Annotated in this window: 15 protein-coding genes and 1 pseudogene; 2 read left to right on the top strand and 14 right to left on the bottom strand. The window is 36.8% G+C overall.

Annotated features, from left to right (window positions below; genetic code table 11):
* Window positions 1-177: 177 nt before the first annotated feature.
* Both ACIQYS_RS15235 and ACIQYS_RS15230 read right to left on the bottom strand, forming a co-directional pair.
* Window positions 178-1,026 (bottom strand): M56 family metallopeptidase, encoded by an 849-nt coding sequence (locus ACIQYS_RS15235; protein WP_402981768.1) that lies wholly within the window; start codon window positions 1,024-1,026, stop codon window positions 178-180.
* A gap of 3 nt (window positions 1,027-1,029) precedes the next feature.
* Window positions 1,030-1,443 carry a BlaI/MecI/CopY family transcriptional regulator gene (locus tag ACIQYS_RS15230; RefSeq protein ID WP_402981766.1) on the bottom strand — a complete coding sequence of 138 codons (414 nt, stop codon included), beginning with the start codon at window positions 1,441-1,443 and terminating at the stop codon, window positions 1,030-1,032.
* 156 nt (window positions 1,444-1,599) lie between these two features.
* Between ACIQYS_RS15230 and ACIQYS_RS15225 the strand changes: the two genes are divergently transcribed.
* Window positions 1,600-2,541, top strand: a complete 942-nt coding sequence (locus ACIQYS_RS15225; protein ID WP_402981764.1) for a VOC family protein — start codon at window positions 1,600-1,602, stop codon at window positions 2,539-2,541.
* Window positions 2,542-2,602: 61 nt separating this feature from the next.
* Here ACIQYS_RS15225 and ACIQYS_RS15220 read toward each other — a convergent pair whose 3' ends face one another.
* The 7 genes from ACIQYS_RS15220 to ACIQYS_RS15190 form a co-directional block, all read right to left on the bottom strand.
* Complete coding sequence (locus tag ACIQYS_RS15220; RefSeq protein ID WP_402981762.1) at window positions 2,603-4,792, bottom strand: DNA topoisomerase III; 2,190 nt, start codon at window positions 4,790-4,792, stop codon at window positions 2,603-2,605.
* A 191-nt stretch (window positions 4,793-4,983) separates the two neighbouring features.
* On the bottom strand, window positions 4,984-5,589 hold the full coding sequence (locus ACIQYS_RS15215) for a flavin reductase family protein (protein WP_402981760.1): 606 nt from the start codon (window positions 5,587-5,589) through the stop codon (window positions 4,984-4,986).
* A 16-nt stretch (window positions 5,590-5,605) separates the two neighbouring features.
* Window positions 5,606-6,544 carry a ring-cleaving dioxygenase gene (locus ACIQYS_RS15210; RefSeq protein WP_402981758.1) on the bottom strand — a complete coding sequence of 313 codons (939 nt, stop codon included), beginning with the start codon at window positions 6,542-6,544 and terminating at the stop codon, window positions 5,606-5,608.
* 46 nt (window positions 6,545-6,590) lie between these two features.
* Window positions 6,591-7,532: a ring-cleaving dioxygenase gene (locus tag ACIQYS_RS15205; RefSeq protein WP_402981756.1), complete on the bottom strand. Its 942-nt coding sequence runs from the start codon at window positions 7,530-7,532 to the stop codon at window positions 6,591-6,593.
* A gap of 150 nt (window positions 7,533-7,682) precedes the next feature.
* On the bottom strand, window positions 7,683-8,288 hold the full coding sequence (locus tag ACIQYS_RS15200) for an NADPH-dependent FMN reductase (protein WP_402981754.1): 606 nt from the start codon (window positions 8,286-8,288) through the stop codon (window positions 7,683-7,685).
* A 4-nt stretch (window positions 8,289-8,292) separates the two neighbouring features.
* Window positions 8,293-8,487 (bottom strand): hypothetical protein, encoded by a 195-nt coding sequence (locus ACIQYS_RS15195; protein WP_402981752.1) that lies wholly within the window; start codon window positions 8,485-8,487, stop codon window positions 8,293-8,295.
* A gap of 282 nt (window positions 8,488-8,769) precedes the next feature.
* Window positions 8,770-9,162 carry a DoxX family protein gene (locus tag ACIQYS_RS15190; protein ID WP_402981750.1) on the bottom strand — a complete coding sequence of 131 codons (393 nt, stop codon included), beginning with the start codon at window positions 9,160-9,162 and terminating at the stop codon, window positions 8,770-8,772.
* Between the two features lie 232 nt (window positions 9,163-9,394).
* On the opposite strand from ACIQYS_RS15190, the gene ACIQYS_RS15185 reads away from it, so the two are divergent.
* Window positions 9,395-9,922 carry a helix-turn-helix domain-containing protein gene (locus tag ACIQYS_RS15185; protein ID WP_402981748.1) on the top strand — a complete coding sequence of 176 codons (528 nt, stop codon included), beginning with the start codon at window positions 9,395-9,397 and terminating at the stop codon, window positions 9,920-9,922.
* A gap of 115 nt (window positions 9,923-10,037) precedes the next feature.
* Here the strand turns inward: ACIQYS_RS15185 and ACIQYS_RS15180 are convergent, their stop codons facing one another.
* From ACIQYS_RS15180 to ACIQYS_RS15160, 5 genes and pseudogenes are all read right to left on the bottom strand, one after another.
* Window positions 10,038-10,691 (bottom strand): PadR family transcriptional regulator, encoded by a 654-nt coding sequence (locus ACIQYS_RS15180; RefSeq protein WP_402981746.1) that lies wholly within the window; start codon window positions 10,689-10,691, stop codon window positions 10,038-10,040.
* A gap of 17 nt (window positions 10,692-10,708) precedes the next feature.
* Entirely contained in the window at window positions 10,709-11,917 is a 1,209-nt protein-coding gene (locus ACIQYS_RS15175; RefSeq protein WP_402981744.1) for an MFS transporter, read from the bottom strand.
* Between the two features lie 132 nt (window positions 11,918-12,049).
* Complete coding sequence (locus ACIQYS_RS15170) at window positions 12,050-12,196, bottom strand: hypothetical protein (protein WP_402981742.1); 147 nt, start codon at window positions 12,194-12,196, stop codon at window positions 12,050-12,052.
* Between the two features lie 25 nt (window positions 12,197-12,221).
* A pseudogene (locus tag ACIQYS_RS15165) lies at window positions 12,222-12,671 on the bottom strand (DUF5643 domain-containing protein); the annotation flags it as partial.
* A 132-nt stretch (window positions 12,672-12,803) separates the two neighbouring features.
* A complete protein-coding gene (locus tag ACIQYS_RS15160) occupies window positions 12,804-14,249 on the bottom strand; it encodes a GMC oxidoreductase (RefSeq protein WP_402981740.1) in 1,446 nt (481 codons plus the stop codon).
* Between the last annotated feature and the right edge of the window lie 32 nt (window positions 14,250-14,281).

The following is a 14,281-nucleotide window of genomic DNA, read 5'->3' as shown; positions in this document are numbered from 1 at the left end:
GGTAAAATAGAGCCAAGCTAACTATAGCCACAAGCCACATATTGATTTCCGCTTCAGGCGGACGCTTTCCGCGGGCGTTGCCGCCTTCCACTCCAATCAACAGAACTTGCTGTCTAAAAATGATTTAAACTAAACATAGTGTTTCTTTATATGTGGCTATCTAATGTTTTTAAAATTTTATGCTAATGCGTATATAAAAATGGCGCAAATCATGCTAAAAATAGCGAATGATATTAATGCTACTTTCAAAGGGATTTTCATTTGAATATTTTTTAATGGATTCAATATATATTCAATCCGGTAGTTAACGGATGTGTCCGCGAATGATGCATAGGCGAAAGGCATTTTTTTAGACATTCCTACTTTTAACATTTTCAAAAGAGCGCTGCCTAAGTGGACGGATGTTTCTTGTTTTTTAATAGCAAATTCATCTGCCAGCACTTCTTGAATAATTCTATATTGCCCATTAAACCACTTCAAAATTGGGATATACCCGATCGTGGACGCACAAAGTGATAATATGAATAACTTTAATGGGTCGTGATTTGCTTTATGGTACTTTTCATGTGCGATAACTGCTTCAAGTTCATCATTTGTTAGTAAGTTTATCAAACCTGTTGAAATAACGATTTTAGGTTGCACAAATCCCATCGTAATCGCAATTGGTGCAGGATGCGATATAACGAGAATTTCTTCTTTTTCATTGCCATCTGTTTGGTTCAATCTGTTCGTGAGCATATTCTCTCTATATTGCTCTAATCGTTTTTTCATACGTGCAGTGTGAATCAATTGTGAACCAATATGCCAAATCGTAAAAATTAACGTAAAGATAACGAGCGCATCTAAAGTAAACTCCAACGAAGATAACCCTGCCGCCTTCAACCAGCTATGGCATACTACCACAAGGTTAAACTTGGCATTCCAACCAGCTATCATAGAGACTGCGTATATCGCCATCTGTAAGAAAATGGTACCTGAAATAACTAGTGCTGCGAAAAATAGAAACGATGATTGACGTTTGGACATAGGCTACTGTTCCTTTTTCAATTGTTTAATTTTTTGCTCTAGTTTCGCAACGAGGTCATCATCTACATCCTCGAGTGCATCCAACATATGACTGACGACAACGTTTCCGAATTCATCCATCAACTCGTTAGTCATTTCTTTCGATTGCGCACTTAAAAACTCATCCCTCGTTTGAACCGGTTTGAAAAGAGAAGATCTTCCTTCTACTCTCTTTTGCAAAATCCCTTTTTCCACTAATCTGTTCATGACGGTCATCACTGTGTTAAAATTCGTTACTTTTTCCTTGTCGAGCAGCTGTTGCACATCTTTAATCGTCATTTCCACGTCGTTCCATAAGATATCCATAATTTTTGCTTCAAGAGGTCCAAAAAAGCGATTTAATCCACTTTCATTCATTTTAAATTTTCGAATTTTCATAGTTTAACCCCCTCACATTACACATTGTAGTTTAAACAATTTTTCCGGTCAAACATATTTGCTCGTAATAAAATCTATGAACAAAATAGCTGTATTTTATAAAGCTTTCTTGTTACACTACGTATTGTAGTTTATATGAAAAAGGAGAATTATGCAATGAAAAACAAACGATTGATCATTATAGGTATCGTCTTTGTTATAGTGATTATTTCACTTTTTGTTTTATTAAAAAAGGATGAAACCGCTTATGAAGCATATAGTACTGACTCTCCTAATAGAGTTGGAGAAGTGCATTTAGTTGTTTCTAATGCAGAACAAATCGCAGCGTTTTATGAAGAAGTGATTGGCTTTAAAGTGTTAACTTCAGAGTCTAGTAGAGTCACACTCACTGTTGATGGAAGTTCTCCCCTACTCGTATTAGAGGAACAAGATGGTACCGTGGAAAGACCATTCGGCACGACAGGACTTTATCATTTTGCCATTCTAGTACCTGACCACGGAAGTTTAGGAAATATGCTATTGCATTTGGCTGAAACTGAATTTCCGATGCAAGGTGCTGCCAATCACCAGTATAGTGATGCGCTTTACTTGGCAGATCCAGATGGCAATGGGATAGAAATTTATGCGGATCTACCTCCCAACACTTGGAAAAGAGACAAAGACGGTGGTTATGAAGGTGGATCTTACCCGATTGATTTCGAGAAATTGATGGCAGAAGCTACACCTACTTGGAACGGACTTCCGGAAAACACAAGTATTGGCCATATGCATTTGCAGGCTACAGAACTAGCTATTACGGAAAAGTTTTATGTAGACGGACTTGGGCTTAATGTAACGAGTAAAGATAGTAGTAGTTTATTTTTATCCAAAGATAACTACCATCATCATGTGGCCCTAAATACATGGGCTGGTACTGGAATCCCTGCTCCACCAGATAATTCTAGGGGGTTAAAAAACTTTACGCTTATTTTTTCAAAGGAAGAATTAGATGAAGCAAAATCGCGACTTACGGACTTGAATTTTCATTTTGAAGAGAAAGATAGCTCGATTATCGTTCAAGATCCTTCGAGAAATACGATTGAAATCATAAGCAAGTAATGAATAGTTAAATAGAAAAATGGGTTGGCCAAATATGGCACAACCCATTTTTTTATTCCCATTAATCAAACTTCATGCCTTTTAATAGATCCGCAAAGGCGTTATTAATTGGTTCTTCCTCTTTTTCCTGCTGTTTCAAATACTTTTGCACAGAGCGTTTATCTACTTTACCATTACCTTCTTTTTTACGACGAGCTTCAAAGGCAGATAACTTCTCGCGATAGCCGCATTTACAAGTAAAGATTTGACCTTCGCCTTCACCACGCAGTTCTAACTTTTTCTTACATTGTGGACAGCGAGCATTCGTTACACGGGCCACATTCTTACGGTGACCACATTCACGATCTTGGCAAACTAGCATTTTGCCTTTTTTACCGTTCACTTCGAGCATTGGTTTTCCACAGTCTGGGCAAGATTTAGTGGAAATGTTGTCGTGTTTATATTTCTTATTACTGCTTTTAATTTCAGAAACGATTTCTTTCGTATATTTCTTCATCTCTGCAATGAAAACTTCTTTTTTCAGTTTGCCGTTTGCGATAGCTTCAAGCTTTTGTTCCCATTCACCTGTTAAAGTAGGTGATTTTAATTCTTCCGGTACTAAATCAAGCAACTGGCGACCTTTTGAAGTGATGTGAATGTCTTTACCACGCTTCTCGATTAAGAATGAGTTGAATAGCTTATCGATAATGTCAGCACGAGTTGCTACAGTACCTAATCCACCTGTCGATTTTAATGTGTCGGCAAGCTGCTTATTTTGTGTTTCCATATACTTCGTAGGATTTTCCATTGCCGTTAATAAAGTTGCTTCGTTAAAGCGTGCAGGTGGCTTCGTTTGTCCAGACGTTTGAGCAATTAATTTCACGTTTAATGTATCGCCTTTTTCAATGCGTGGTAAAATCTGTTCTTTTAAATCATCTGCTGTATCGTCATCTTCAAAGTGATTTTGGTATACCTCTTTCCAACCACTCACTAAAATCGTTTTTCCTCTAGCTACAAAGTTCTCATCATCAATTTTTGCACGTAACGTTAATTGATCATACTCAAATGCTGGGAATAGGACTGCTAGGAAGCGTTTTACGACTAAGTCATAAATTTTACGTTCTTTATCATTGAAGGCAGAGAAGTTTACGTATCCTTCAGTTGGAATGATCGCATGGTGATCGGATACCTTGCTGTCATCTACAAATGATTTAGATGTTTTGATAGGCTTATTCAAGATTTTATTTGCTAAAGAGCGAAATTCACCTACCCCACAAGCTTTAAGTCGCTCAGGAAGTGTACCTACGATGTCCGATGAGATGAAGCGTGAATCTGTACGAGGATACGTTAATACTTTGTGCTGCTCATACAGTTTTTGCATAATGTTCAATGTTTCTTTTGCAGAGTAACCAAAGATTTTATTGGCATCACGTTGTAGTTCCGTTAAATCATACAGACCAGGTGCAAATGACTTTTTCGGCTTTTTCTCTATTTCTGTTACAGTAGCATTGCCTTTACCTAGTTTTTTCACGGTAGCATCCATTTTTTCTTTATCGAAGCTACGACCGTTCCCTTTCACATCTTGCCATGTTAGCTTTAAGTTTTCTATTGTTTGCGCTTCAATCCCATAGTAAGTTTGCGCTTTGAAATGCTTGATTTCATCTTCCCGCTTGGCAATAATTGCAACTACTGGTGTCTGAACTCGTCCACAATTTAATTGGGCATTGAATTTTGTTGATAGCGCACGACTAGCGTTGAGACCTATATACCAATCGGCCTCGGAGCGAGCTACTGCAGACGCATAAAGGTTTTCATACGCTTTCCCTGGTTTTAAGTTGTTAAAGCCATCTTTGATCGCTTTATCCGTTACAGATGAAATCCAAAGCCGTTTAATTGGCTTATTCACTTTCGCTTTTGCGATAATCCAGCGAGCAACTAGCTCTCCTTCACGACCCGCGTCGGTTGCAATAATAATTTCATTAATATCACCACGTGTAAGTTGCGATTTCACCGCATTGAATTGTTTACCTGATTGTTTAATCACGGACAATTTAAGGTTTTCTGGAAGCATCGGTAAGTCTTCTAAATTCCACGTTTTATATTTAACATCATAGCTTTCCGGATCTGCTAATGTTACAAGGTGGCCAAGCGCCCAAGTCACCACATAATCCTTGCCTTCCAAATAGCCATTTCCTTTTTTATCACATTTAAGTACACGCGCAATATCGCGTGCAACAGATGGTTTTTCTGCTAATACTAAGCTTTTTGCCATACATAACATCCTTTCGTAAATCCATATGCTAAATATAGCATACGTTTCATTTAGATTCAGTTAGTAGGATAGAAGAAATATACCTAACAGAATAATCAAAAAGCAGACACAAAAAACATATCGTTTTTTGGTCTGCTTTCATATCAGCCTTACTTCCTCTGTTAAAGTTGCCTTGTGATTGGGATAAATTCTTATTTCGGTCTTTCAATGGAAAAAATTTCACCAATTGTTGCATAACTAGAACCAGCTAAACGACTGACAGCGTTTAAACCTCTCGACTCAATACGACCATTTTCATAGATTGCTTCATCTATATGAAATCTTACAATTTCACCGATAAACAAATCGCTTCCAGGTCCGTCGCCACCTAATGGAATAGCTTGTACAAGTCTGCATTCCATTCGAACTTTTGCTTCCTTTACACCCGGTACAGAAACATTCTCACTTGGTACAGGCGTTAGATTCGCCAATTCTATTTCGCTTTCTGATGCAGGTAATGAAGCCGCTGTTTCATTGATTTTCGCCACATTCTCCTCATCCACAATATGCACAACAAACTCCCGATTACTGTAAATATTTCGCGCAGTATCTTTTAGTTGGTCATTGGGTCTTTGGATAGCAAGGGAAACCATCGGCGGGTTTGACGAAACAATATTAAAGTAGCTGAATGGTGCTCCATTCACGATACCATCCTCCGATTGGGTAGTAACAAAGGCAATAGGTCTTGGAATTATAGAACCAATTAGCAGTTTGTAATTATCCCGCTCACTATTTTGTTTTGGATCGATTGAAATCAATTTCTTCTGCCCCCTATTAGTCGATTGGACGCACTTGAATTGGTATAAGTGAATTGACTAACCGTTCACGATGTTGTTCGTATTGTACAGGTAACATCAACTGAGTCCCCATTGTTTCAGGTGTTTCATCATGTGCAAATCCTGGTGGGTCGGTTGCAATTTCAAACAAAATTTCTCCAGATTCACGGAAGTACAAGGCGTTGAAATAGTTCCGATCTTTCAACTCCGTTACATGTTGACCAAGATTCATTGCATATTGTTGCCATTCAAGATGATCTGCATCATCCTTCGCACGCCATGCTATATGGTGAACTGTACCAACACCCATCGAGCCACGTTCACCAGTGACCATTTTTAAATCAATGATATTACCGATATCAGCTGGAGCCTTAAAACGTGTATAATCACCTTCAGTTCCTACCATTTCAAGCCCCATTACTTCCGTTAATGTTTTAGCGGTTTCTTTTGGTCTGCTTGAGTAAAGTGTTGCACCACCAAAACCTTTAATAGCGACTTCCGGTGTTACCCCTCCAAAAGTCCAGTTGTTTTGTTCACCTTCTGCACGTTCAACAAGTTCTAAATGTAAGCCATGTGGATCATCAAATTGAATCACTTGTTCACCAAAACGCTCCGCTTTTTTAAATGGAATCGCCAATGTTGCAAGACGGTTGACCCAAAAACTGAATGATCCTATTGGCACTACATACGTTGTAACTCCGACTTGCCCATCCCCAATTTTTCCTTGATAAGCATTCGCCCAAGGAAAAAAGGTAATAATTGTACCTGGTTTCCCTCCACCATCTCCAAAGTATAGATGATATGTGCCCGGATCATCGAAGTTCACTGTTTGTTTGACTAAACGTAAACCTAATACCCCTGCATAAAAATCAATATTTTCCTGTGGATGACCTACGATTGCAGTAATATGGTGAATACCCGCTGTTTGTTTTTTCATTATTATCTCCTCCTTAGTTGAATTTAACAAATTCCGCGTCTTAACTTTACTCAATCGGTTCTAATTTTGCCTCGATTTCCGCGCGCTTGCTTTCTAGAAATGGTGGTAAGTCTAGCTCTTTACCTAGGGATTCAATGGTCGAATCTACTGTAAATCCAGGCCCGTCTGTCGCTAGTTCAAACAAAATTCCGTTTTTTTCTCTAAAATATAAACTCTCAAAATAGTAACGGTCTGTTATTTTCATTACGTCAAATCCAAAATCTTGAATACGTTGGTGCCACTTCCTTAGCTCCTCGCCATCTTTCACACGGATAGCCACATGATGCACACTGCCTTTTCCAGGCTTTTCTTTTGGACCATCTTGCTCCACAATGACAATCTCACCAAAAGCCTGCCCTTTTACGGACTGGTAGATAGCTTCGTTGTCTTTCTGCGAAGCAAGTTCATAGCCAAACAGATTCTCTAATACATTCGCTAGGCTACGAAGTGATTGCACAGTCATTTCCACAGCACCCATTCCTAAAATACGATGTTCTTCTACAACAATTGAATCATCCCAAGACTGCCAAAATGCTGGTACTTCCTCCCCATTATTATTTAGAAGGACAAGTCGTAATCCCTCGCAATCTTCAAAGTGGAGTGCATCACGTCCTGCGTAAATGGTCAGCTCCCCATGTCGTACATCGAGTAATTCAAATCTATTCTTCCAATATAGTAAACTATCATATGATGGGACGAGTAAAGCAATTCGCGTAATAGCATTCGTTCCTCTTTTTGTACTTCCGACCATGGGTATTTCAAAAAAAGATAGCTCTGTTCCGGCACTTCCCGTTAAATCTCCATAAAACAGATGATACATGCTCGGATCATCTTGATTGACAGTTTTTTTCACTCTACGAAGTCCGAGCACTTTTTGATAAAACTGATTGTTTTGTTGCCCTTTTTTCGTAATCATGGAAATATGATGATGTCCTGCTATCTTGTTCATCATGCTTCCTCCCTTTCTTTGTTTGTATAAATTCTGAGCAAAACCTTCAAAATACTTGATAGTTTTGCTCAAAATTTATTTATATTTATCACAAAATGTACATGCGCTCATGCACATTTTGTGACTTGTAAAGAATTACATATGATAAATTTATTTACGTACTGTATTTAATGCAGTAGTCCAAGGAATAACTTGGTCTAACATTTGGTTTACTGAATCCGCTTGAACAGCAGCTGGTTTGAAGTCTGTACCGTTTTCGAAGTCAGTAAATAGTGATAATGCAGGATGTACACGTACATGTGCTACTAGTAATTCACTTAAAATACCACGTAAATGTTCTGTTGCACGAGCCCCACCTACTGAACCGTATGATACGATACCTGCTGCTTTGTTGTTCCATTCCTCACGTAAGTAATCCAAAGCATTTTTAAGTGCTCCTGTAATCGAGTGATTGTATTCTTGAACGATGAATACGAATCCGTCTTGTTTAGAAATGATTTCTGACCATGCTGCTGCACCTGATGCGTCGCCGCCTGCTTCACCTAAAAGTGGTAATTTGTAATCTGCGATATCGATAATAGTGTAATTTGCATCTCCACGTTTATCTGCTAATTCTTTTACCCATGCCCCTACTTGTGGACTTACGCGTCCCTCACGTGTTGATCCTAAAATAATACCTATATTTGATTTTGTCATTGTTTTTTCCTCCTCTGATTGTTGTTCTTGTGTTCCAAATAATTTATTTAAAAATCCCATTTTTCTATTTCACCTCCTTATAAGTAGTATTAATTTTTTCCAATATTTCTTTAAAGTAATCAAATTGAGCAATACGAATATGATTAAATGCTATTCCTCTGATCGCACCCCCAATGGTAATGGTGCATTTTCCAGGATATACCTGATTTGATCCCCTGTTAAATTCATCAGTAACCAACATAGTGTTGGCCTTTTCCATCTCGTTTTTATCTCCAATTAATGATTCTCTATTTCAAGATATTAATGAAAAAAATTTATTTTCTCTGGATGATGTTCAATTTGTTCATAATAATCAATCAGATTAATATTCAGTGTATATTTAATTAAGATATCTTTAATTCAAAGTAATAGTATCATACACGGAAGTTCATTGTCAATGCATTTATCCTATTATTAATACTTAGTTTATAGGTTCCTTCAAGTAAAAAAACTAGCCAATTTTTTGCATGAATTGACTAGTTTTGTTTGATTCAAAATTGTTTTATTTAAAAAGGACTTCGTCAATTGATAGAAACTTACTCCCATTTATCGCTAAAAATAGAGCAATAACTAAAAATGCTAGGTCTAGTTCATAACCTGCCATCTCAGGTGTCCCTAAAAATCCGATAGCAAATTTTACTTTTACTATGGCACCGATCATTAATACAATAAATAACGCCGAAAATACACGAGTTCCAATTCCTAATATAAGTGCAATTCCACCAACCAATTCCAATGTAGCTACTGCATAAGCAAAGAAACCAAAAATTCCAATGCTGTCAAACCATCCTACAATATTAGCGATACCATCTTTAAATTTTACAAGTCCGTGTATAAAAAAGCTGATTCCTAACACAAGTCTTAATAACAATGTACTAATTCCTAATTTGTCCATTTCATTTCCTTCTTTCGTCGTTAACTTTTTATTCGTTTAAAAATATTTTATTCATATAGGTGAACAATTTGAGCAAAAAAATATTCCTTGTTTTCTATTGGGCCCATTCAACGAAATAATAGTTTTCTATTAAGAATATTTATTTCTTATAAGATAACATCGTATTATAGATATCGTCAACAATTTTGTGTTACGATATATGCACTATAAAACTATTTAGGGAGGGATACACATGGAAATCGGCTCCAAAATCCGCGATATACGGAAACGAAAAAAGATTACCATTGCGCAAATGAGTGAACAAATCGGGCTGTCAAAAGGATTTATCAGTAACATCGAAAACGATAATACTTCCCCTTCCCTCAATACGTTACAAACAATAGCAAACTATTTGGATGTTCCATTGCCATATTTACTACTTGAAAAAAAGGAACATATGAAAGTAGTAAGGAAGTCCGAGCGAGTGTATACGACACATAATGATATTAAAATAGAACATCTTACGTCCCAAAGTGGACTACGAATGATGCACGTGGAATTAGCACCCGGTGCATCAACCGGTGAAGCAATTGCGCACGAAGGAGAAGAAAGCCATATTGTCCTTAAGGGAATTGTCCTTGCAGAACAAGGAGAAGATTCGGTTATTGTGCATGAAGGCGATTCATTCAGTTGGAATGCTAGCGTACCTCACTTTGTAAAAAATATTGGGGAAGACGTTGCTGTATTACTCATTGCGGTTTATAAGGAAGATAATCGTTAAGAATAAAACAAAAACGCCATGGAATAAGATTTCCTTGGCGTTTTGTTATTTTGGGATTTCAACTTGTCTAGCTATTCTCTCTAAAATAAAGCTCTATCATTAGCCTTATCACAAATCAGTTCTTTAATTCATCCAAGTCTTCTACTTCAAAGTATCGATAAAATGCTTCCTCTACTTCATTAATTGTTGCGCAATCATTACTTTCTTCTAAATTCCATAGATACTCAAGCGATTCAACAAACTCTATTGTTCGTTTGCACCAAAGAATATATTCTTCTTCTTGATCCAGCCCTCTCTTTAACACAGCTGAACTCATTAACAATCGAGTAGAGAACTCGTTTTTTTCTTTAATCATTTGCCACTGTTCATATAACGTTTGTTTTAACTTTTCTAACCTTGCTTCTCGTTGCTTTTGGTAATGTTTTAATTGGAAAAGAACGTCTTCTAGCGAGAGATTATCCATGAAGAATGTCTGCATCAAAAAAGAGTCTTTTACATTCGGAGTTTCTGATGGAGCCTCTAACCATTGATATAACTCTTTTCTCCCTGCATCTGTTATAGAATATAATTTCTTATCTGGTTTGCCGTTCTGTGGGATCATTTTACTCTCAATCAATTTTTCTTTCTCTAATTTACTTAACTCTGGATATATTTGAGAAAGATGAGTATGCCAAAAAATGCTCATAAAATCATCGAATTCTTTTTTAATATCATAACCTGTTGCTTCCCATTTACTTAAAAGCCCTAGCATTCCATATTTTAAGGACAATTTTTCCCGCTCCTCTTTTATGATGGTATTTCTATCTCTCCTTTGCCAAGAGCAGGTATTGTAAAGCAACTTGCGACTGCTAAAAGCAAGAGAGCACTAACCATTATTATAATTGAATTCAGCGTGCCTAGTTTATTTAAAAATAACCCCATCAAGATTATCCCAGGTAATGCCGTTGAACTGGTAATCATATGAAACAAACTAAAAGTTCTCGTATAGTTTTCTTTTGCAACAACGTCCTGCAAATAGGTAACAAACGTTACTTGATACAAACCTACAGCTATTCCTTGCATCGTGAATAGAGGCAGGATGAACCACCAAGTCTTTACAAACAGAAGAGCACCTAATATAAAGCATATAGCAAATAGGGATGGAACTATAAGATTTTTCCTATCTACTTTACGATACAATTTTGGTGTAATACTTGCCCCTATAACTATACCTATCAAAGAAGACGTTCCTATAAAACTTAAATTTTCTACTCCAACTTTTAAATGCTCTGTTAAAAAAGAAATTAATACAAGATCGATAGACGACACAATAAGCATTGCAAAAGCGAGTAGTAGAAAAAGTGGCTTTAACGTCTTGTGAGTTGCTATATAACGTATTCCATCCTCCATCATTCTCCATTGGCCTTTTGTCTCTGAAGCCTCTTTACGAAACCATGGCTTTACGTTCCAAATATATAATAACGATAGCAATAAGCAACTGGCAACAATCATCAATAGAACAGGGATTGGAATTCCAAGTTTTATAAGTGCAGCTGTAGTAATTTGTCCAATAATTCTTACGACCGTAAATCCTAGTTGAAATAAACTATTTGCTTTTGGACGTTTTTCATGCTTTACAACAAATGGTAATATGGACTGACTTGCCGGAACAAAAAACAAGCTTAATAGACTAACGATCATTAATAACAAATAAGTCCATTCTACCTGGATGAAGCTCATCGTTAATAAAAATAGTACTATAATGAAAACGCGAATACCATCCGAAAACACCATGACTTTTTGAAGCGTTTTATCCTCTAACCAAGCTCCTATTGGCAGGGCAAATATGGTCATCGGTAAATAAAACGCAATATAAAACCATGTAAAAGAATTTGAGCTACTTGAGTAAAGTTCAATCCATTTTAATAAAGAAAAAAACATGATCGAATCCGCAAATATACTAAGCACTCTACCAATAAACAAATTTCTAAAAGCTTTTTCACGAAGTAATTGCATTTAAAAACCTCCACTACTTTTAAAAATAGTTTACTCCAATACTTTTTATATGTAAATATTTATATATAAATATTTACATATAAAATATTCATAAAAAAGTGCCTAGCTTATAAAAAGCTAGGCACTTACCTCTTATTTAATCTGAATGGACACAGAACCCTCTAAATAATTCGGATATGCAGAAAAACAAAGCTTGATTGGGTTTACAATATTTTGAGAATCCAAACTAATCGTTGAATAATTATATTTTTCATCTTCATGCATACTTTCTGATGGCATATCGATACTTTCTCCATCTGCGTTTTCAGCATCTGCAAAAAGAAAGAGAGTACATATGATTTTCTCTTATTTGAGGGATTTTTATTTCAACTGAATTGTTGCTTATGTTCGTTATTTCTATTTTGCCATCTGATGGTTTTTTCATTATTTTTTTCTTACTCAAATCAATTAGTAAATAACTTTCCTCTTTAGGCAGTGCCTGCACTTTATCGAATCTAAAATACAGCTTCTTTGGTTCTTTAAAATAGTTACTTTGTAGAAAATAAGTTCTTTCCTTGTTGTTTACTCCGCCAAAGCCACTTGTTCCATTTTGAATGGAACTCCATACTTCCCCGTTTTCATCTTCAATACGCATGTCTTCAAATTGTAAAATTTCCATATCATTTTGTTCGTCAAATTCTATATTTACTGCCACACGAAGTGGATAAACCTTAACTTCTTTCACAAGCATTTTTTGTCCATCCATCTCTACTTCTTGATTTAATGTATTGTATTTTTAAATTACTTTTATTTACTTCTTTAAAACAAACATAACCCCATTCTAGTTTTAGAACGGGGTTAAAATAAACTAATTTAGTGTTTAATGGATACTACTTTTCTTAAACGATTATCCTGATTGACGAACAATATGATCTGCTAGCCGTATAGCTAAAGCTACATTGGAAAGGACAGGTCCAGCGGCAGTTAGAGTTGGAAGAACACTGTTGTCGGCTACAAATAAACCTTGCATACCATGTATTTGACCGTGGCGATTTGTAGCTGAAGTATTTGGATCGTCACCCATTCTGCAAGTGGAAGCCTCGTGCATGTCACTGCCAGGTGGACGAAGAGTTAGAGTAGAAGTATCTAAAGTAACTCCCATAGCTGCAGCAGATTGGATAATTCCTTGCTTAACTTGTTCAGCTACTTGACGGTCTCTATTACTTAAAGAATATTGAACTTGTTGTAACGGTACACCGAATTCATCCTTTGCAGATGGATCAATGTACACTTTATTCTCCGCCTGAGGTTCAACTCTTCCAAAGGCAGCGTATGCGACCCCAAGAGTATCTTTTAGCACTTTGTCTTCAAATTGCTGGTATGAAAAATATTGATCTGGACCCAAGATCTGAATTTGATATGGAGACTCCCTTGTTTCAAATTTCAAAATAGATAAGTTGCCAAGTTTATCAGAAAACTGACCTATACTTATTGTTCCTACAGCGATGATGGACACATGCCCTGTTAAATAACGTCCAATAGCAGGTCCTTGGATTCCAGAATTGAGCAAGAGACGTGGAGTCTCTAAAGTACTCGCAGACACTACTACATTTTTTGCCCGAATAATGTGAGCTTTCTTATCTAGAGAAAATACTTCCACACCAGCTGTTTTTCCATTTTCAACAATTACTCGGGAAACATAGGAATTTATAGCAAGATCATATGGTCGATCAAAAAGGGCAGCTGCAAGAGCATTGATCGAACTGAACCAAGGATTTGAATGGACTTCTCCTTGTCGTGAAGGTGTCATGTCAAAAGCAACTGGCATATCATTCGCTTCGAGTATACCTTCTGCATGGAGCCTTTTTAGAAGATTGTTTTGCATCGATGAACCTTTTGCATAATCCGTTGTCACATGCATCAATTTCTCAGCCATCCGATAATACACATTCAATTCCTGAGGGTGAATAGGCCATTTATTGAGCTCTTCTCGAATAGGCCTCGGTGTCGCTGCATTCCAAAATAATGATCTTCCCCCAAGTGCATAAACCATTCTGGCTCCTGAAAATTGAGGCAATCGTTCACCTACAACGGTTGAATTATCAGGAAGAAGTTGATCTCTTGAAGTATTAACATTCTGTGTGGGAATATTAAGGGAATGAGAATGGAATAACTTATCTCCCATTTCAAGAATTCCAATTTTTTTTACCCCTTGATTTTTCCACAATTCACAAAGTCTCTGCAAGGTTGCTCCTCCACCAGGACCACTTCCCACAATGAGGACGTCATAGTCTACCACTGACATTTCTTCAAGTGTCTTTGTTGGAATCCAATTATTTTTATATTTCACCACAGTAGAAGTCCACTCTCCTCTTCATAAACATC

This window comes from Psychrobacillus sp. NPDC096426 (assembly GCF_044762745.1).
Taxonomy (GTDB): Bacteria; Bacillota; Bacilli; order Bacillales_A; family Planococcaceae; genus Psychrobacillus.
Note: the sequence above shows the minus strand (reverse complement) of the source record. Positions and strands in the feature narration are given on the sequence as shown.

Excerpts from the sequence above, each read along its gene's own strand:
- ACIQYS_RS15235 (WP_402981768.1), bottom strand. The coding sequence starts at position 1,026 with ATGTCCAAACGTCAATCATCGTTTCTATTTTTCGCAGCACTAGTTATT.
- ACIQYS_RS15230 (WP_402981766.1), bottom strand. The coding sequence starts at position 1,443 with ATGAAAATTCGAAAATTTAAAATGAATGAAAGTGGATTAAATCGCTTT.
- ACIQYS_RS15225 (WP_402981764.1), top strand. The coding sequence starts at position 1,600 with ATGAAAAACAAACGATTGATCATTATAGGTATCGTCTTTGTTATAGTG.
- ACIQYS_RS15220 (WP_402981762.1), bottom strand. The coding sequence starts at position 4,792 with ATGGCAAAAAGCTTAGTATTAGCAGAAAAACCATCTGTTGCACGCGAT.
- ACIQYS_RS15210 (WP_402981758.1), bottom strand. The coding sequence starts at position 6,544 with ATGAAAAAACAAACAGCGGGTATTCACCATATTACTGCAATCGTAGGT.
- ACIQYS_RS15205 (WP_402981756.1), bottom strand. The coding sequence starts at position 7,532 with ATGAACAAGATAGCAGGACATCATCATATTTCCATGATTACGAAAAAA.
- ACIQYS_RS15200 (WP_402981754.1), bottom strand. The coding sequence starts at position 8,288 with ATGGGATTTTTAAATAAATTATTTGGAACACAAGAACAACAATCAGAG.
- ACIQYS_RS15195 (WP_402981752.1), bottom strand. The coding sequence starts at position 8,487 with ATGGAAAAGGCCAACACTATGTTGGTTACTGATGAATTTAACAGGGGA.
- ACIQYS_RS15190 (WP_402981750.1), bottom strand. The coding sequence starts at position 9,162 with ATGGACAAATTAGGAATTAGTACATTGTTATTAAGACTTGTGTTAGGA.
- ACIQYS_RS15185 (WP_402981748.1), top strand. The coding sequence starts at position 9,395 with ATGGAAATCGGCTCCAAAATCCGCGATATACGGAAACGAAAAAAGATT.
- ACIQYS_RS15175 (WP_402981744.1), bottom strand. The coding sequence starts at position 11,917 with ATGCAATTACTTCGTGAAAAAGCTTTTAGAAATTTGTTTATTGGTAGA.
- ACIQYS_RS15170 (WP_402981742.1), bottom strand. The coding sequence starts at position 12,196 with ATGCCATCAGAAAGTATGCATGAAGATGAAAAATATAATTATTCAACG.